Raw genomic sequence first — 17,931 nt, forward strand, 5'->3', positions numbered from 1 at the left:
TACGCGTGCGTTAAGGCCAATTATTTGTACACACCAACCATATAAGACAGTCGTGTTGATAAAGATATTCACATATTCTGTTGATATCTTTGTGATACCTACAAGGTTAACTCCCATCCACAGTTATAAACAAGACCAAAAAAGTTACACACAACTGTTTATAAAATATTAAAGCCATTTATAAACAATAATTTATATTTTAATATACTTGGTAAAACTCAGGATAACTTACAGCTAAGAACCCATCACTAAACTGCTTATAATCTGTCCAATGCCTGATCGGTCTCTGCCTCCAACTGCTCGCGCTGAGTTTTCAGTGTTTCAATGATTGCTCTCAAGAAACTATAACTGTCTTGATCTGCTTGTGGATTAAATTCGCTCTCTGTTTGTTCACGTAATCTTGTTAACACATCTAAACGCTCAGAATCGATAAAGAAAAAGCGCTCCTCCTCCGCCTCTTCATTACCGGACTCGCTACGTTGCACACTATTTGATGTTATCCGTTCAGTGACTTCAGTGCGCTGCTCACGTATTTCGCGCCGTGCCGGTGGCAAACGATCATCTGCAGGTAACATGAGTTCAATAAAGCTCGGTAGCCGATCAGCTTCTGCGGGGGCAGGCCCCTCAATACGCTGATCAAGTTCTCGGTTTAGCGCTGCATTTTTAGGGGCCGCTTGCGCTTCATGGATGGCTAAATCCAGCTCTTGGATGCTGCCAACCGCACCATCCTCCATGAGGAAAACGCCACTGCGTTTAACTTGGCCCAGCAGGTTGTTCTGATCATCCGTCAGATCAAAAGTGGATGCGGTTGAGCCAAGATAGATCGCGCCAACGCCCGCCTCTTTTAACCCCACCAACTGATCGTTACCCTCTGCGTCGCGCGTCCAAATCTTTAACTCTGCGAAAATAGGGTCGTTTTCATCGATCCAACGATTGTTGTCGCTATCAAACCGCGCAAGGTCTGAAAAGCCATCAGTTCCCTGTGTACCAAAAAGCTCGGATCCATCGTTGATTTGACCATCTTGATTGCTATCCAGGGCAAGGAAGCCACTGCCTGATCCGACAAAAGAGATCTCCTCCTCAACACCATCAGCATCCAGATCAAACGCAAAACTACTATGCGTTAATCCAGCCACGCCGCCTTGCAAATTAATCACCAGAGGGTCGATCAGCCGACGAGCATCCCGCGTTTCCACCAAGCGCTCTTCAAGGTCGAAGCTACGCTCCATCTCTAAATCGAGCGCGAAAGTAATTTCCCGTCCATCTGCGGTGGTGATTTGGCCCTGTGCAGCAACATTTAAGTACTCATGTTCATGATAGATGTGGATATCTTCTACCTGTACTCGTGCGGGCTGAGTTTGACCTCGCTCCCAGCGCTGTAGCTCGGTTAAGGTACCGGATTCATCCACATTCAGTTCAAGCGCTTGGAGGTTTTCATAGGTTTGCGCACCGACCAACGGCCGTGCGTTTTCCTGTAAAGGGAGGAAGCCGTTAGGTTGCTCTGTATTGATAGTCACGTCACGGCCAATCACCGTGGAGACAAGCGAAGCGGTGTTCACGGCTTGCTGATGCCGGTCTAGCTTACCCTGCGTGACGACATCGCTCGTTGCGTTAACGGCCGTTGTTTTCGCAGCGCTCATCCTCGCATCGTAGTCTAGTTGACGGCCGACACCGCTATTTGGGCCTGCGCCCACCTCTTTCGATATACCCAGCTGTGCTTGCGTCACGTACTTATCATGCTGGCTGGCAAAACCCAGCTGCGATGCAGCAATTTTCATAGCGCCTCCGTGCCCCTGCTTTGCAGCAGGTGGAAATGTGATCATTTAATAGTCAGATTATCGGCATCAGGCGACACTTTTTTAGCACAATCCTCGCGGTGCCGTTCGGTTGAAGCAGGCTATAAACAAAAAAAGGCCATAGCAGAACTATGGCCAAACTGATGTGATTTAAGGAACTTACTTTAAAGCAATCGCTTAGTGATGACGGCCCTTACGCTTTTCCATCATCTGATCAAACTCAGCTAATTGGGTGTCAGTAAGAATCTTGGCAATCTCAACACGCACCTGCGCCTTCTCTTCAACACGCGCCATCGCGAAATCTGCGGCATTACGTTTCGCTAGCTCAAGCTGCTTTTTATAGTCAGCAGCGTTTGGATCTAAGTCACGTACTGCTTGATGCATCTGCTGCATTTGATCGCGACGCTCTTGGCGATCATCACGTTTTTGGGCGAATAGCGCCTGCAGCGACTCCGCTTGCTGATCGCTCAAATCCAAGCGTTTGGCGATACGTTTAGCCATCTTCTCACCGCGATGCTTCTTATGCTCGCTGTACTCACCGCGCTTACCTTCACAACGCTCGTAATCACCGCGGTCAGCAACGGCCATATTGCCAACCATCAGTGCCGGAATCATTAGCGCAGCTAGTGTTAACTTTTTCATCGTCGTTCTCCTGTTCTCGATTTCGTTATGCTCATTGTGCGCGAGCAAACTGCGAAGTTGGGTAAACAGTGTGTAAAGAAAAGTAAACCTGCCAAGCCGATACCGAAAGCGCGTTAAACTAGGGCTATTAGATGAACGAGATATCCCCATGACCGCTTCCCATATATTGCTTGTTGATGATGATGTAGAACTCACCGAGCTACTCGCCGACTACCTCACCACCGAAGGGCTAGAGATCAGCGTCGCAAATAGCGCCGAGCAAGCACTCGCGCAGCTCGCACCGCCAGCACGCTTCGATCTCGCTGTGTTCGACATCATGATGCCCGGTATGTCAGGTTTAGAGCTGCTGCAACAGGTACGCCCCAGCAACCCGATACCCGTTATCATGCTGACTGGCAAAGGAGGGGATATTGATCGTATCTTAGGACTGGAGATGGGTGCCGATGATTACCTATCCAAACCCTGCAACCCGCGGGAGCTACTCGCGAGGATACGCGCGGTCCTGCGTCGTGTGCAGACACCTCCAAGTGCGCCCGATACGCGAGTTATCCAACACTGGGGGCTAGCGTTACAGCTGGCAAAACGGACCCTGCTATTTCGTGACACACCGCTGGAGCTAACCAGCGCGGAGTTCAACGTGATCACTCAGTTTATGCAAAACCCCGGCGTGGTGTTGAGTAAAGCCAAGCTCACCGAACGCGTATTACATCGTGAGCTGACCGCCTATGATCGCGCCATCGACGTCCATGTTAGCCGAGTGAGGCAGAAACTCAGCAAGGTATTGCCCGAGCAAGAGCTGATCAAAACCATCCGCGGGGAAGGTTACCTGTTTATCGGCGAGGAGTAGTCATGCACCGTTTCAACCGTTTGTTTTGGAAGATCTTTGCCGTTTCATGGCTAGCGAGCATCAGCGTCATTTTGGTAACAATTATCGTGATCGGCGAACTCACCGAGCGCAGCTCAGTACGCGAGATTCTCGAGATTCGTGCACACCGGCAAGCTGAGAAAACCATCGAGCTCTACGAGCGCGACCCGGAAAAAGCACGCCGTTTGGTTTACCGCCAACAAAAGAACCGCCATGACCGCTACGATGACGACCATTGGGAACATCGCGATTGGGATGATGACCATCGTAGCCATCGTGATCGCTATAAAAGAAAACCCGCTCTACTGCTGAATATCTACACTTCAGATGGAGCATTACTGTTTGGCCGCCCAGCCCGTTACAGTGGCGACGAGATCCGCTTCACCTATACATCAGAAGCGGGACAAAACTATCTGGTCAGCCTGCCAATCTCGCCGGTTAAAAGCCATATAGCGCGCCTCAAAGCGCTGCTGTTATCGATGCAGGCGGTGCTGGTTATCATCACCGCCACACTCGCCAGCTTACTGCTCAGTTGGATGATCGTGCGCCCCATCAATCGGTTACGCGACCACGTACAACAGCTGCACAGCGGCGACCTGAGTACCCGGCTAGAGCCACGCCTGCTGGGTCGTGGTGATGAGATCGGTGCACTCGCCCGTGAGTTCGACTACATGGCCTCCTATGTCGAAAACACACTGCAAGGGCAGCAGCGTTTGCTGCAAGATGTCTCGCATGAGCTGCGGGCACCACTTGCACGTCTGCAAGCGGTCTCTGGCCTCCTCGAGCAGCGCTTGGGTAGCGATGACAAGCTCGTGCAGCGGATGCACACCGAGTTTGAGCGCCTCGACCGGCTCATTGAAGAGATGTTATCGCTGGCGCGTATTGAGCATCTTGATAGCCAAAGTGAGTCGTTTGTTTTGAGTGCCATCCTTGAGCAAGTCCTGGAAGACTTCCGCTTCACTGCACCTAACCGAGAGACCCAACTCACTCTGGATGCTGGCGCTGATGACCGCTTCGCGGGTAATAGCGAGCTGATGAGCCGTGCATTGAGCAATATTTTGGGGAATATCCTCAAACATACGCCAAGTGACTCGGGTGTTGAGATCCATGTGAAACCGGTGGGTAAGAGCACAGCGATTACGATCTCAGATGCAGGCGGCGGCGTCGCACCCGATGCGTTAGCCCATCTATTCGAGCCGTTCTATCGCCAAGATCAACGTAACAATGGCTATGGATTAGGGTTGAGTATCGCGAAACGCGCGGTAACTCGCTTAGGCGGTGCTATCAGTGCAGAAAATACTGCAAAAGGTCTGGCGGTTACGATCAACCTGCCGCCGTTTGCGAAATAAATTGGCCGTTGTTGCGGCACAGTAAACGCACCAGCTCAGGCATCGGTAAAGGGTGACTGTAGAGATAACCCTGTCCCATGTAGCAGCGGTTATCTTGCAGAAAGCTCTGCTGCTCTGGCAATTCAATGCCCTCAGCCAAAGGTATTAAGCCAAGTTTCTCAGCCATAGCAATCACGGTACTGGTGATCACCATGTTCTCAGCATCGTTGGGCAGGTCTTGGATGAAGGAGCGGTCAATTTTAACGATATCCACAGGCATCTGGCGCAAGTAGCTTAACGATGAGAAGCCTGTCCCAAAGTCATCGATGGCTAAACGCACGCCGCGTTGTTTCACTTTTTTCATGGTAGCGAGCACAGCGTCTGCATTGCGCAGCATTAGGCCCTCTGTCACTTCTAGGGAGACTAGCTGCGCGTTGAGTTGCGTTTCGCTCAGTGCACTGTCGAGTGTTTCTAACAGCGCGTCCCCCTCAAAATGGCGCTTAGAGATATTGATAAATACCTGAACGTTAGGGAATCCCGCGGCATGCAATATGCGCAGCTGCGCGCAGGCCTCATGAATCACCCAGCGCTCTAGGCTATAGATCAGGCCGGTATCTTCAGCTTTAGGGATAAACTCTTCAGGGCTGATGGCGCCTTCAATAGGATGCTCCCAACGGCACAGCGCTTCGATACCCTTGATCTCACCACTTTTCAGGTCGACGAGCGGCTGGAATACGAGCTCAAGCTCTTGGTGGTCGATCGCATGGCGCAGATCCAACTCCAACGAGATAGCACGCTTCGCCTCGATATCCATCTGGGGGCGGAAAAACGAATAGGTGTTGCGGCCTAAGTGCTTGGCGTCATACATCGCAAGGTCCGCATTTTTTAACAAACCACTAGCATCATCACCGTCGGAGTGGATCAGCGTGATTCCCAGACTGACCGTAACCATCACCTCCTGAGGACCGATCGTAACGGGCTGAGCTAGCAGGCTAATTACATCTTGCGCGAGTTTCTCCAGCGCTTGTCGGTTTGGCGCACTCTCCACCAATACCGTGAACTCATCACCACCTAAGCGATAAACCGAGCACTGATCATTGGTGCAAAAGACGAGCCGATTCGCAATGGCGATCAGCAGCTCATCGCCCGCATCATGGCCGATGGTATCGTTCACTTTCTTGAAATGGTCAAGATCGAGCAGCAATAGCGCACTGAGGCCCTCCACAGCGGGCGTATGGATCAGTCGTTCCAAGCGATCCCGAAAGCTTCGGCGATTACCCAGCGAAGTGAGCGGGTCGAAATACGCCAGCGCTTCCATCTGCTGCTCTTTCTCTTTAATCCGCGAAATATCGTCGCTAACCGAAACGATATTGACGAGCGCCCCTTTCTCATCAGTGATCGGCGCAATCGACTGATACGCCCAGTACAAGCTGCCATCCTTCTTACGGTTGATCAGCGCACCGCGCCACGACTTGTTGCTCAGGACAGACTTCCACAGATCGCGGTATACCTCGTCCGCCGTCATCTCGGAACGCAAGACACTCGGGGTTTTACCCAGTAGTTCCGCTTGACTGTAGCCGGTCATCTCCGAAAAGCGCGGGTTTAAATACTCAATGCGCCCAGCGGGGTCCGTGATCAACACTGCGCTGCCGCTATTCTCGACAGCATAAGAGAGCTTTTTCAGTTCTAAACGTTGCTTCTCGTCCCGCTTTATATCAGTCAAGACAACAACTGCACCCAAAACACGCTGATCTTTTTCGATAGCCGATACGGCGAGGGACGCCAAGAGGGGGAGTTTTCCGACGCAGCGAATTTCGCGCTGTACTTGATAGGACTCTATCTGCCCATTGAAGAGCGCGTCACGGCGTGCCAATGCCGGTTTATAGTCGATATCATCTGGCGCCGGCAGCAGACTCTGTCCAGCGAGATCTTCGAGATCACAGGCAACATCGCGTGCGAACTGGTCATTCACCACGATAAATGATCCATCATGGCGCACACAGGCAACACCCAGCTTTGCATGGCGGAAAGGGGCAAAAAACTGCTGGATATGCTCAATGTCGAGAGCGTGTTGGCTATCCCATGACGTTTTCAAATGCAACAACTCAAATCCATTGAAATGCGGACACACGAATATACTCGCACCGACTGTGCAAGAATGATGATCTAAATCAATTATTCAAAAGGTCTGCAAACAGTGACAATACAAGCAGAGAAATACACCGTATTTCCCTGCTAAGTCAAGCATTGGAGTGTGGCTTATAGCGCGTCAGGGCCGCTCTCACCGGTACGGATTCGGATCACTTGCTCAAGCGGCATCACGAAAATTTTACCATCGCCGATCTTGCCTGTATTCGCGGTTTTGCTGATCGCTTCGATCACTTGATCCAACAGTTCATCATCAATAGCCACTTCAATTTTTACTTTCGGCAAGAAATCTACAACGTACTCAGCGCCGCGATAAAGCTCGGTGTGACCTTTCTGGCGTCCAAAGCCCTTAACTTCCGTTACCGTCACCCCTTGAATACCGATGTCAGACAGCGCCTCACGTACATCATCCAGTTTAAAGGGTTTGATCACCGCACTAACAAGCTTCATCGTTCACTCCTTTACGGCTGATATCACGGCTGTGTGTACCAGCTCTTCTCATAGATTGTGGGTCGGATTATACCGTGAATCGGCATAGCACGCATTGCTCCGACCCAAAAGTATAAAGGGGTGCCTAAGGCACCCCAACAACGTTGTTATTGTTATTTCTTATTTTTATTTGCAGTGTCGCGCTATCTGAGCTTAGTTACCTACCTTGAACTCTGGGTAAGCTTCCATACCACACTCGGCAAGGTCAGCACCTTCGTACTCTTCCTCTTCGCTGATACGGATACCCATCACCGCTTTGAGGATCACCCACACCACCATGCTGGCACAGAATACCCAGCCAAAGATTGAGACGATACCAAGCAGCTGAGCCCCGAAGGTAGCGTCTGTATTCGCCAAAGGCACCGCTAACAAACCCCAGATACCCACAACACCGTGCACTGAGATCGCACCTACAGGATCATCGATGCGCAGTTTATCGAGCGAAATGATTGCGAAGACAACCAGCGTACCGCCCACAGCACCGACGAGCGTAGAAGCCAAGGCTGTTGGTGAAAGAGGATCCGCTGTGATCGCCACTAAACCTGCCAACGCGCCGTTCAGAGCCATGGTAAGGTCGGCTTTCTTGAAAAGTAGTCGTGCCGTAATGAGCGCGGCAATCACACCACCTGCCGCAGCCGCATTGGTATTAACAAAGACCTGTGCAACAGCATTTGCTTCACCCACATCGGATAGCTTCAGCTCCGAACCACCGTTGAAACCAAACCAGCCCATCCACAGGATAAATGTACCCAGTGTGGCTAACGGTAGGTTAGCGCCAGGGATCGCGTTGATCGAACCATCTTTACCATACTTGCCTTTACGTGCACCCAGTACTAACACACCCGCGAGAGCTGCAGCCGCGCCTGCCATGTGTACGATGCCTGAGCCTGCGAAATCAGAGAAGCCCGCTTCGCTCAAGAAGCCGCCGCCCCATGTCCAGTAGCCAGATACCGGATAGATGAAGCCCGTCATCACAACAGCAAAGGTTAGGAAAGCCCAGAGTTTCATACGTTCAGCTACAGCACCCGATACAATTGACATGGCTGTTGCTACGAATACAACCTGGAAGAAGAAATCGGAACGCGCTGAGTAGTAAGGCGCATCATCGCCACCAGCCAGCACAGCATCAACAGCGTTTTCATCGCCGATCAATGCGCCAAAGTTTGGCATCACGCCGCCCGCATCCGAGCTGTACATAATAAAGTAACCGCACAGCAGGTACATGGTACAAGCGATGGCATACAGTGCGATGTTTTTGGTCAAAATTTCGGTGGTGTTCTTAGCGCGTACTAAACCGGCTTCGAGCATTGCAAAGCCTGCTGCCATCCACATGACGAGCGCACCACACATTAGAAAATAGAACGTATCTACGGCGTACTTGAGCTGTGTCAGATCGCCGGCAGTTGTCTTGAGTAACTCTTCCATTGCTAAGTCCTCTATCGAGAGTTTGTTAGTCGGGGCTTAGAGTGCGTCGTTGCCGGATTCACCGGTACGAATGCGGATTGCTTGCTCAATTGGCATCACGAAAATTTTACCGTCGCCAATCTTTCCGGTTTGGGCGACGCTTTGCACCGCGTCCACAACCTGCTCTGCAATAGCATCATCCACAGCGACGTCTACGCGAACTTTCGGTAAGAAATCCACCACATATTCCGCACCGCGGTAGAGTTCTGTATGTCCTTTTTGTCTACCAAAGCCTTTCACTTCGGTGACGGTGATACCTTGTACACCGATCTCTGAAAGTGCTTCACGTACGTCATCCAGTTTGAACGGTTTGATAATGGCCGAAATCAGCTTCATGGGTGTTCTCCCGCTATGTTTTGTGGCATCTGCATCCGCAAATGCACCATCAATCGTCAACAGGTATTTAGCGATCTTCGTGCCAACTAAGAAAAAACCATATTTATTAAATAGATAGGAAAATTATAAGGTGCTCTACAACATGAAAACCCAGCACGTATATCGCGCCTAAAGAGTGCTCGTGGTGCACAGTTTTCAGAAATGCACACTTTTTGCGCACACTTTTGCAGCAAAAATTCGGGCGCTGATATGGCTCATCGCAGGCTCTTCGCTTCACCAAATGTGATGTCATCAGACCCAGCGCTTATCAAAACTATGGTTGGCGATTTTTTACAGAAGAGAGGGGAATCGTTCGATCTTTAGAGGAGCACGCGAGGTGTACGGCAACCGTTGATATGCTCATGACGGCAGCAGGCCTAACACCCTTTAAACAAGCCGATAGGCATGACACAGGCGGGGGGAGTCGGTGGTTCTTGAACTACTAGCGGGCCTGCAAAGCTCCACAGCGCTGTTACGAGTCTAGAGCTTGAGTTTTTGCTATGTTGGCCAGTGTTAATCTGTATTTCGTGATTTAACAGCACTACCGCCAAGGCTTGGGTAGTGCTGCTCGTCGCATTAAGCTTCCGCGTTGTGATAAACGTTTTGCACGTCATCTAGGAAGTTAAGCATCTCCATCAGCTTATCGAACATCGGACGATCGTCCTCAGCTAGCGGCGAAGTGGTCTGCGGCAGGAATTGGATTTCATCAACATCAAAGTCGATCTCTCCAAATGCGTCCATCAGCGCACGTTTTGCATTGGCATATTCAGTGTGCGGTGCGAAAACAGTAACTTTACCCTCTTCACATTCGATGTCCGTCACATCAACATCTGCCATCATCAGCGCATCGAGTACCGCTTCTTCATCATCACCCGCGAACGCAAAGATAGCGCAGTGATCAAACATATGTGCCGCACAACCTGGCGTACCCAGCTTTGATTTACTCTTGGTAAAGCAGTTGCGTACATCACCAAAGGTACGGTTTGGATTGTCAGTTAGGCACTCCACAATCACCATGCAGCCACCAGGGCCAATACCTTCATAACGCGCGGTGGAAAAATCCTCACCAGAACCACCTTTGGCTTTATCCAGTGCTTTGTCGATCACGTGTCCCGGCACCTGATCTTTTTTCGCACGTTCAATCAAGCCACGTAGTGCTAGGTTTCCGTCAGGCTCGACACCACCTGACTTAGCAACAACATAGATCTCTCGGCTGTATTTACTGTAGAGCTTGGCATTTGCATCGGAGGTTTTCGCCATCGACTCTTTACGGTTTTGATAGGCTCGGCCCATTACTCAATCCTGCTTTCAATAAAAGCCGTATGTTAACCCGTTCTGACATCTTTTATAAGCCAGCAATACCATGCGAATCCGCCATAAAAAACGCCTCCCGAAGGAGGCGTTAACCAAATACAGAGGGCCGTTAGTTAAACTTAGCGGGGCGTTTTTCTAAGAACGCCTGCATCCCTTCTGTTTGCTCGTCCGTCGAGAAACACAGGCCAAAGCCTTGGCTCTCGAGTACACATGCGTTCTCAAGATCTAAGCTCATACCACGCATCACCAGTTGCTTGGTCAGACGCACAGCGTTTGGTCCACACGCCACAATCTTCTGCGCCAACTTGATACCCTCATCACGCAATTGATCTTGCGGGTAGATATGGTTCGCCAAGCCGATCTGCTTCGCCTCTTCCGCTTTGACGTTACGGCCAGTTAGCAACAACTCCATCGCCATACCAGGACCAATCTGACGTGGTAAGCGCTGGCTGCCACCGAAGCCTGCAGTCACCCCTAGACACACCTCTGGCTGACCAAAAACCGCGTTTTCTGCCGCCAAAATAAAGTCACAGCTCAACGCAAGCTCGCAGCCACCACCTAAAGCAAAACCGTTCACCAACGCGATCACCGGAATCGGCAAGTCCTCTAAACGGCGAAAAACTTGCTGCCCTTTACGCGCAAACGCTTCAGCTTCTACGGCGCTCATTTGGCTCATCGCGCGGATATCAGCACCGGCAACAAACGCTTTATCACCGGCTCCTGTCATCAGGATAGCACGGGTATCTTCTTGTGCCGAGATCTCGGTGATCGCTTGATCCAATGCTGTTAACAGCCCCATATCTAACGCATTCAGCGCTTTTGGGCGGCTCAAGGTGAGCAGTACAACACCCTCACCTAACGACTCAAGCAGTACGGGTTGTTCAGTTGTCATGATCTGCTCCTTTACTCGTAGCTGTAGAAGCCTTGGCCTGATTTACGGCCTAGGTAGCCAGCGTCAACCATGGAGCGCAACAGTGGACATGGGCGGTATTTCGAGTCGCGGAAACCTTCATATAGCACTTCCATAATGCTTAGGCACGTATCCAAGCCGATCATATCTGCCAGCTCAAGCGGCCCCATTGGATGCGCTGTGCCGAGCTTCATCGCATCATCGATCGCTTTTGCCTCGCCAACGCCCTCATAAAGTGCGAAGACTGCTTCGTTGATCATTGGCAGCAAAATACGGTTCACGATAAAACCAGGACGATCTTCCGAACCCACCGCGACTTTGCCCAGTTGCTCAACCAGCGCGACGATCTTTTCATTCACTTCATCAGAGGTTTGTAAGCCACGGATCACCTCCACCAGCTTCATGACCGGCACAGGGTTCATAAAATGCATCCCGATCACCTGATCAGGGCGGTTAGTCGCTGCGGCAATGCGCGTAATAGAGATAGAGGAGGTGTTGCTGGCAAGAATAGTCTCGGCAGGGCAGAGCTCATCCAGTTGCTTGAACAAACTTTTCTTCAGCGCTTCATTTTCACTAACAGCTTCAACAACCAACTGCGTCTGCGCCAGCGCGCTCAACTCAGTAGAGGTCTTGATACGGCCCATAACTTGCTCTGCCGGCTCGCTCAGTTTGCCTTTGCTTTCCATGCGCGTCAGGCTCTTTTGGATCGTTGCCAGTGCACGCTCAATGGATGCGCCGTCAATATCGTTCAGAATAACCTCAAGTCCTGCCATCGCCATGCTCTGTGCAATACCATTGCCCATTTGGCCTGCGCCGATGACACCTACTGTAGAAATACTCATTCAGATAACCTCTATTTTGCAGCGCAAAAAAGTGCGCTAATTCGCTTCAGCAACGTATACGCTCAGACGATGGATCTATCCGGTTGAACCGACATTCGCTGCCCGATACTCTCCCCAAGGCGCAGATATACCGAAAACCAATTACGCCTCGCTGTACACCTGTAAGGTAACCTGCCAGCACGCAGATCACCCACAGACATTAGTATAAAATGCTGCACCGCATTACGGGAAAACACCTATCATCTTAACAAATGGATTTTTGTGCAAGTGCTTTTCCGTCACCCTGACTTGAGTTGTGTACAGTGGCACTCTAAAGCAACAGTTTGAACGTATACCTGCAGAACAACGACAGTCTGCAACGGATGCAGTAAACTAAAGTAAATTCAGTGTGACCAAGGCAGCAAATCATGAATGACAAAATTATTGACGGGATCAGCCAGCAGTTTTCCCAAATGTTGAACACCCTCAACAATGGTGGCACCGAGCTACCAGGACAACAGCAGGTAAAAGCGGTTATCCAATCAGCATTAGGCAAGATGGACCTCGTCACCCGCGATGAGTTTGATGCTCAAGCCGCTGTACTGATGCGCACCCGTGAAAAAGTCGAGGCACTCGAAAAAGTCGTTGCTGAACTCGAAAAGAAAATGGACAACAGCGCATCATAAAGCGCTTTAGGTAGCGGGCCTGACCTGCACCGGCAGGCCCCCGTTAATGAGGTCTGCCGAATGCCTAGCACCCTAGCTTGGATCGACCATCAAGCACGTTATATCACCGCATCTCCCAGTTTTTTAGCGCTCCTGTCACGCAGTGCTGACGCGCTACACCACCAACATCTCAGTGATATTCACACGCCTGCGTGCGCTGCACAGTTGCAGCAGCAATTAGCGCGCGCACGTGACACTGGCGAAAGCGAAACGACACTGGCGCTCTTCCAACACGACACGCTGTATCGCTGCAAGATTCATTGGGTGGCTCCACTCGAGCACTTCGTGATCGCTGTAAGCCCGTCGCCCCAAACTGCTGGCGAGCGCCAACAGCAGCTTGGCCGCACTACACCGCTCTTTAAAGCCGCCCTTGATGAGCAGATCACACTTGCCAAACGCCGAGGCAAGCAGGTCGCGCTACTTAGTTTAGAGATCATGAAGCTGGGTTGGGTCGAAGCATCGTATGGTGCACAAGCCAGCGCCACGGTACTGAGCGAGGTATGTGAGCGCCTTTCTAGCTCGCTGCGTGAGGGGGATGGCCTGTATCGTGTCGATGAAGAAACCTTCGTCATACAACTCAACAATATCAGCGATGCGGCCGCCGCCGTTGCAGTTGCCAACCGGCTGCTCGAGAAACTTTTCTATGGCATCCGCCTAGAGCGCCAAGCACTGCATCTCAATGTGGCCGTAGGTGTCGCGCTGGCGCCATCCCAAGCGAGCGATGCAGGTGAGCTAACTGGCGCAGCCAAACAAGCACTGCAAGCGGTGAAGCGTAGCAACCAAAGCGGCGTACGTTTGTACGACCCGGCAAGACAACGCAAGGCGCTGCACCTCAGCGATCTTTCCGAGCTACTTCAGCCGAGCTTTGAGCACCTGAGTTTCCGGTTTAGGCCCCTATATGGGGTGCGCTCTCACCGGATGGAAGCAGCTCAACTGATACCGATGCTACGTGACACTCCTTGTACCGGTAAAGACGAGTCTCAGCTACAAAATTTACTCAGCTCTGACAGCCTCTGCCAGCAGTACCTCGCGCACATGCTCAATGCGTTGCAAGAGCCGCTAACCGACCTTACTCACCAGAAGGGCTTTAACGGCATTATCGTGCGTATTCCTGCCATGATTTTGGAAGCACCGGAGTTTATTAATCACCTGCGTGCCCACACGCAGTGGCCCGAAGCGGCTAAAAACTTGCTGTTTTTCGAGGTTGATGCCGTCGAGATTCAAGAGTTCGAAGGTCTGCTCTTTGACTTAGAAGCCTTGGGTTTTCGTATCGTGATTAACGGTTTTAGTGAGTTCCAGCCGAGTCTGCAGCAGATCAAAGAGCTGGAGCCTGAGATGCTAAAACTGGAAGAGAATCTCGTGCAGCAGATGGAGAGCCACCCGCAAACACGAGCCCTATTAGAAAACATAACCGATATGGCTCACGATCTTGATATTCCGCTAACAGCAGATGGCGTGCAGTCGGCCGGCCAGCGGCTGCAGCTAGCACAGCAGGGCGTCTCGTTGATGCAAGGCGACTACTTTGGTGGGCTGCTCACTAACGACCTGCTGATCGAGCAGCTGATCTTGGAGAAGCTCTAAACAACCAAATTCATATTAAATACAGATAGTTAACAATACATTAGCGGCTTCATACGTGCCTGCCATGTATGACGTTGCTCCTAGTCACAACATATCCAGGGAAGGATTATGTCTCTAGCGATCGTTCGCTCACGTGCCCAGATTGGCGTTGTGAGCCCACTCGTCACCGTTGAAGTGCATCTCTCCGCAGGCTTACCTGCATTAGCTTTGGTGGGGCTGCCAGAAGCCGCAGTACGCGAAAGCAAAGAGCGCGTGCGTAGCGCTATTATCAACTCGGGATTCGAGTTCCCCCAGCGCCGTATCACCATTAATTTAGCACCCGCCGATCTCCCCAAAGAGGGGGGCCGCTATGACTTGGCCATTGCGGTCGGCATTCTCGTTGCTTCGAAGCAGCTACCGGCGGAGCAGCTCGATCAACTGGAGCTCATCGGCGAGCTGGCACTTTCCGGGGAGTTACGTGGTGTCACCGGCGTGCTGCCAGCCGCAGTGGCCTGTAAGCGTGAATCCCGTGCCTTGTGGATCCCCGCCGACAACGAGACAGAAGCAGCACTGGTACAAGGCTTGGAGATCCGTAAGGGCTCGCATCTGCTCGACATTTGCGCCGCGTTAAAAGGGGAGCAGCCACTTCCGGAAGTGCACGCTCAGGTTTGCCAGCCCACCACACGCGGGAGTCATCACCATGATCTTGCGGATGTGAAGGGCCAGCTTAATGCTAAGCGAGCCCTCGAAATCGCAGCGGCCGGTGGCCATAATCTGCTAATGAGCGGCGTGCCCGGCAGCGGCAAGAGTATGCTGGCAGCACGCTTGCCAACGCTACTACCGACCCTAAGCGAAGATGAGCGGCTCGAAACTGCGGCGATCTATTCGGTGGCAGGTATGGCGGTAGAGGCCATCTGCGCCGGAATTCGTCCGTTTAGAGCACCGCACCATACAGCCTCTGCGGCAGCCTTGGTGGGCGGTGGTAGCCATCCCAAACCTGGCGAAATTTCACTCGCTCATCAGGGCGTGTTATTTCTAGATGAGCTGCCCGAGTTTTCTCGCAAAGTGCTCGAGGTGCTGCGTGAGCCCCTAGAAACCGGAGAGATTTTAATCTCACGCGCGGCACGCCAGACCGAGTATCCCGCGCGCTTTCAGCTGATCGCCGCCATGAATCCATGCCCCTGCGGCTACCATGGTGACCGGTCGGGCAAATGCCGCTGTACGCCAGATCAGATACGCCGCTATCAAGATAAACTATCGGGGCCGCTGCTGGATCGTATCGACCTTTTCGTTAACGTGGTTGCACTCCCACCCGATACGCTCTTGCAGCTCGATCAGAGCGAGAACGAGGCCAGTGCTACGGTGGCTGAGCGCGTTACGGCAGCGCTGCAACGCCAGCACCAACGTCAGGGATGCCGTAATGCGCACCTACAAGCCCAGCAGCTCGATACCATCTGTGCGCTCACCGATGAAACGCGCCAACTGCTAGCCACCGCGGCAAATAAGTTTGGGCTCTCGGCACGGGCGTGCCATCGTATTCTAAAAGTTGCTCGCACGCTGGCGGATTTAGCAGGGTCTGAAGCGGTTACCGATCAACACCTGCTGGAAGCCTTGGGCTTTAAAGATGGGCTGACGCGCTCGCCCGGAGCATCTTCATAAAGGCAGGTAGTGGCACCGGTTTACTGTATAAAAAACCCTGTGCTTGGTCGCATTGGTGCTCGCGTAAAAAGGCTAATTGCTGCTCGGTTTCCACCCCTTCAGCAATAACGCGCTTTTTCATATTGCGAGCAAGGCTGATAATCGCACGAACGATTTCGGCATCCCCGCTGTTATCGGGTAGCCCCGCCACAAAGGAGCGGTCAATCTTGAGGGTGCTAACGGGGAGCTTTTGCAATAACGAAAACGACGAGTAACCCGTGCCAAAGTCATCGAGTGAAAAGTCGATACCGGTACTGCAAAGTTGATCGACGCTATGTTTGACGTGTAGGTCGTCACTAAATAACGATGATTCGGTCAGTTCAAACTCAAGGATATTGGTGTCGATGTTTTCCAACGACACAATACGTTTGATGGTTTCAGCCAGCGTATCGTTCTGAAACTGTCGAAACGATAAGTTAATTCCGAGCTTCTCCAAACGTAAGCCGTTGCTGTGTAGGGTTTTTAGGTCACGTCCCGCTTGCATAATGGCCCAAAAACCCATGGGTACGATCTGGCCGGTATGCTCAGAAACAGGGATAAAATCGTCAGGCATTATCAGGCCACGTTCTGGATGATTCCAGCGCATCAACGCCTCAGCCCCCACAATCTGACCACTGGCGAGATCGATACGGGGCTGGTAATAGAGCTCAAACTGAGACAGCTTCAACGCAGTCCAGATATCCGCCGCTAACACTGAGGGAGCAGGGGGTTCGTTAGGGGGCAGCTTCTCTTCATAAAAGGTGTAGCTGCAGCCGGGCAGCTGTTTAGCCTTCTCACTGGCGAGGGCCGCCTGAGTAATCAGCTCATCCGGTTGGCAGGCAGTGCCAATGGCGACCCCGATACTGGTACTCACCACATCCACCTCACCTAAGATATCGAAGTCTTGATGCAGCATCCCCACCATCTCTTCGAGCATACGGTCAGCCTTGCGGCGAACTTTCTCAGCGTTTTCTGCTCTTAGAACAATCGCAAACTCATCGCTACCGATGCGATACAGTGGGTGGCGTGGCGTACACACGAGCAGGCGATTACATAGCTCACGGATAATGGCATCGCCTGCGCAGTAGCCCAACCGGCGGTTAAACTCACGCAAACGGTCAACATCTATGGTCAGTAGCGCAACTGCTTCCCCTGAGGAGCAGCCTTGCCCTAACGCTTGGTTAAACACCCCACGGTTCCACACTTTGGTCAGTTGGTCTGATTCACGCAGGTAAGCAACTTCAGACTCTTTGATTTGCGCTTGAGTCAGCAAACGGAAGCTACGCAGCAGGGACTCTTCGGTCAGGTCCTGCAAGGAGATAAAATCGGCAAAGCCCGCCTCTAAGAGCCGCTCACCCTGCTGGTTATCAATTTGGTGATCGATCACAATCAGCGGCGTATAAGGCAGTTCAAAAACCCCTTGATAACGCGCTAAATGATGTAAAACTTGATGGGGAGGTTGCTGCAGCAGAATGAGATGCGGTCGGATATCGGTGGCAGCTGAGGTCAACGCCGAGAGTTCAGGATAGAAATTGACCTGCAGATCTGGGTGATTAAGCAGCGGCTGTAGTGCAAGCTGTGATGGCAAGCTTTCGGCTAGCACGAGTATTTTGATCGGGCGCGTTTTTGAGTATCGCATTAATTAAACGACTTCGTTATCTAAGACAGACAATTGTGACCAACCCTCGCCACCATGCCGAGTTGATCTGTAATATAATGGGCCGCTCCATGTAATTTGTTCCACTGTAACATGAAACAGCGACAGTTTTACTAGCTCTTCGTGAACTTTTTTGTATCTGATTTTCCACCTATTTCAA

15 protein-coding genes are annotated in these 17,931 nt (G+C 51.7%); 5 read left to right on the plus strand and 10 right to left on the minus strand.

The window, feature by feature from the left end; translation table 11 throughout:
- Positions 1–257: 257 nt before the first annotated feature.
- Together E4L36_RS11205 and E4L36_RS11210 are read right to left on the minus strand one after the other, a co-directional pair.
- Positions 258–1,778 carry a hypothetical protein gene (locus E4L36_RS11205; RefSeq protein WP_136680685.1) on the minus strand — a complete coding sequence of 507 codons (1,521 nt, stop codon included), beginning with the start codon at positions 1,776–1,778 and terminating at the stop codon, positions 258–260.
- A gap of 195 nt (positions 1,779–1,973) precedes the next feature.
- A complete protein-coding gene (locus tag E4L36_RS11210; RefSeq protein ID WP_136680686.1) occupies positions 1,974–2,438 on the minus strand; it encodes a Spy/CpxP family protein refolding chaperone in 465 nt (154 codons plus the stop codon).
- Between the two features lie 148 nt (positions 2,439–2,586).
- Here E4L36_RS11210 and E4L36_RS11215 point away from each other — a divergent pair, with 148 nt between their 5' ends.
- A complete protein-coding gene (locus tag E4L36_RS11215) occupies positions 2,587–3,285 on the plus strand; it encodes a response regulator transcription factor (RefSeq protein WP_136680687.1) in 699 nt (232 codons plus the stop codon).
- 2 nt (positions 3,286–3,287) lie between these two features.
- Entirely contained in the window at positions 3,288–4,652 is a 1,365-nt protein-coding gene (locus E4L36_RS11220) for an ATP-binding protein (protein ID WP_136680688.1), read from the plus strand.
- Here the strand turns inward: E4L36_RS11220 and E4L36_RS11225 are convergent.
- From E4L36_RS11225 to E4L36_RS11255, 7 genes are all read right to left on the minus strand, one after another.
- Positions 4,627–6,735, minus strand: coding sequence for an EAL domain-containing protein (locus tag E4L36_RS11225; protein WP_136680689.1), 2,109 nt, complete (start codon positions 6,733–6,735; stop codon positions 4,627–4,629). The genes E4L36_RS11220 and E4L36_RS11225 overlap by 26 nt on opposite strands.
- A 155-nt stretch (positions 6,736–6,890) precedes the next feature.
- A complete protein-coding gene (gene glnK / locus E4L36_RS11230) occupies positions 6,891–7,229 on the minus strand; it encodes a P-II family nitrogen regulator (protein ID WP_127693557.1) in 339 nt (112 codons plus the stop codon).
- Between the two features lie 192 nt (positions 7,230–7,421).
- On the minus strand, positions 7,422–8,693 hold the full coding sequence (locus E4L36_RS11235) for an ammonium transporter (protein ID WP_136680690.1): 1,272 nt from the start codon (positions 8,691–8,693) through the stop codon (positions 7,422–7,424).
- 36 nt (positions 8,694–8,729) lie between these two features.
- A complete protein-coding gene (locus E4L36_RS11240) occupies positions 8,730–9,068 on the minus strand; it encodes a P-II family nitrogen regulator (protein ID WP_127693559.1) in 339 nt (112 codons plus the stop codon).
- A 615-nt stretch (positions 9,069–9,683) separates the two neighbouring features.
- Entirely contained in the window at positions 9,684–10,400 is a 717-nt protein-coding gene (locus E4L36_RS11245) for a YebC/PmpR family DNA-binding transcriptional regulator (protein WP_136680691.1), read from the minus strand.
- A 130-nt stretch (positions 10,401–10,530) separates the two neighbouring features.
- Complete coding sequence (locus E4L36_RS11250) at positions 10,531–11,313, minus strand: enoyl-CoA hydratase-related protein (protein ID WP_136680692.1); 783 nt, start codon at positions 11,311–11,313, stop codon at positions 10,531–10,533.
- Positions 11,314–11,324: 11 nt separating this feature from the next.
- The gene (locus E4L36_RS11255) at positions 11,325–12,173 is read right to left on the minus strand and encodes a 3-hydroxybutyryl-CoA dehydrogenase (RefSeq protein WP_136680693.1); all 849 of its coding nucleotides are present in this window, start codon (positions 12,171–12,173) and stop codon (positions 11,325–11,327) included.
- 407 nt (positions 12,174–12,580) lie between these two features.
- Between E4L36_RS11255 and E4L36_RS11260 the strand changes: the two genes are divergently transcribed.
- From E4L36_RS11260 to E4L36_RS11270, 3 genes are all read left to right on the plus strand, one after another.
- Positions 12,581–12,838 (plus strand): accessory factor UbiK family protein, encoded by a 258-nt coding sequence (locus E4L36_RS11260; RefSeq protein ID WP_127693563.1) that lies wholly within the window; start codon positions 12,581–12,583, stop codon positions 12,836–12,838.
- Positions 12,839–12,898: 60 nt separating this feature from the next.
- Complete coding sequence (locus E4L36_RS11265) at positions 12,899–14,458, plus strand: EAL domain-containing protein (protein ID WP_136680694.1); 1,560 nt, start codon at positions 12,899–12,901, stop codon at positions 14,456–14,458.
- A gap of 108 nt (positions 14,459–14,566) precedes the next feature.
- A complete protein-coding gene (locus tag E4L36_RS11270) occupies positions 14,567–16,096 on the plus strand; it encodes a YifB family Mg chelatase-like AAA ATPase (RefSeq protein ID WP_136680695.1) in 1,530 nt (509 codons plus the stop codon).
- Here E4L36_RS11270 and E4L36_RS11275 read toward each other — a convergent pair.
- A complete protein-coding gene (locus tag E4L36_RS11275) occupies positions 16,056–17,753 on the minus strand; it encodes a bifunctional diguanylate cyclase/phosphodiesterase (RefSeq protein ID WP_136680696.1) in 1,698 nt (565 codons plus the stop codon). The two genes, E4L36_RS11270 and E4L36_RS11275, sit on opposite strands and share 41 nt — an antisense overlap.
- Between the last annotated feature and the right edge of the window lie 178 nt (positions 17,754–17,931).

The sequence above is a fragment of the Neptunomonas sp. XY-337 genome (genome assembly GCF_004959845.1).
Classification (GTDB): Bacteria; Pseudomonadota; Gammaproteobacteria; order Pseudomonadales; family Balneatricaceae; genus Neptunomonas; species Neptunomonas marina.

Coding starts and splice junctions, on each gene's coding strand:
- E4L36_RS11265 (WP_136680694.1), top strand. CDS start 12,899: ATGCCTAGCACCCTAGCTTGGATCGACCATCAAGCACGTTATATCACC.
- E4L36_RS11255 (WP_136680693.1), bottom strand. CDS start 12,173: ATGAGTATTTCTACAGTAGGTGTCATCGGCGCAGGCCAAATGGGCAAT.
- E4L36_RS11250 (WP_136680692.1), bottom strand. CDS start 11,313: ATGACAACTGAACAACCCGTACTGCTTGAGTCGTTAGGTGAGGGTGTT.
- E4L36_RS11210 (WP_136680686.1), bottom strand. CDS start 2,438: ATGAAAAAGTTAACACTAGCTGCGCTAATGATTCCGGCACTGATGGTT.
- E4L36_RS11275 (WP_136680696.1), bottom strand. CDS start 17,753: ATGCGATACTCAAAAACGCGCCCGATCAAAATACTCGTGCTAGCCGAA.
- E4L36_RS11235 (WP_136680690.1), bottom strand. CDS start 8,693: ATGGAAGAGTTACTCAAGACAACTGCCGGCGATCTGACACAGCTCAAG.
- E4L36_RS11260 (WP_127693563.1), top strand. CDS start 12,581: ATGAATGACAAAATTATTGACGGGATCAGCCAGCAGTTTTCCCAAATG.
- glnK (WP_127693557.1), bottom strand. CDS start 7,229: ATGAAGCTTGTTAGTGCGGTGATCAAACCCTTTAAACTGGATGATGTA.
- E4L36_RS11220 (WP_136680688.1), top strand. CDS start 3,288: ATGCACCGTTTCAACCGTTTGTTTTGGAAGATCTTTGCCGTTTCATGG.
- E4L36_RS11205 (WP_136680685.1), bottom strand. CDS start 1,778: ATGAAAATTGCTGCATCGCAGCTGGGTTTTGCCAGCCAGCATGATAAG.
- E4L36_RS11215 (WP_136680687.1), top strand. CDS start 2,587: ATGACCGCTTCCCATATATTGCTTGTTGATGATGATGTAGAACTCACC.
- E4L36_RS11240 (WP_127693559.1), bottom strand. CDS start 9,068: ATGAAGCTGATTTCGGCCATTATCAAACCGTTCAAACTGGATGACGTA.
- E4L36_RS11245 (WP_136680691.1), bottom strand. CDS start 10,400: ATGGGCCGAGCCTATCAAAACCGTAAAGAGTCGATGGCGAAAACCTCC.
- E4L36_RS11270 (WP_136680695.1), top strand. CDS start 14,567: ATGTCTCTAGCGATCGTTCGCTCACGTGCCCAGATTGGCGTTGTGAGC.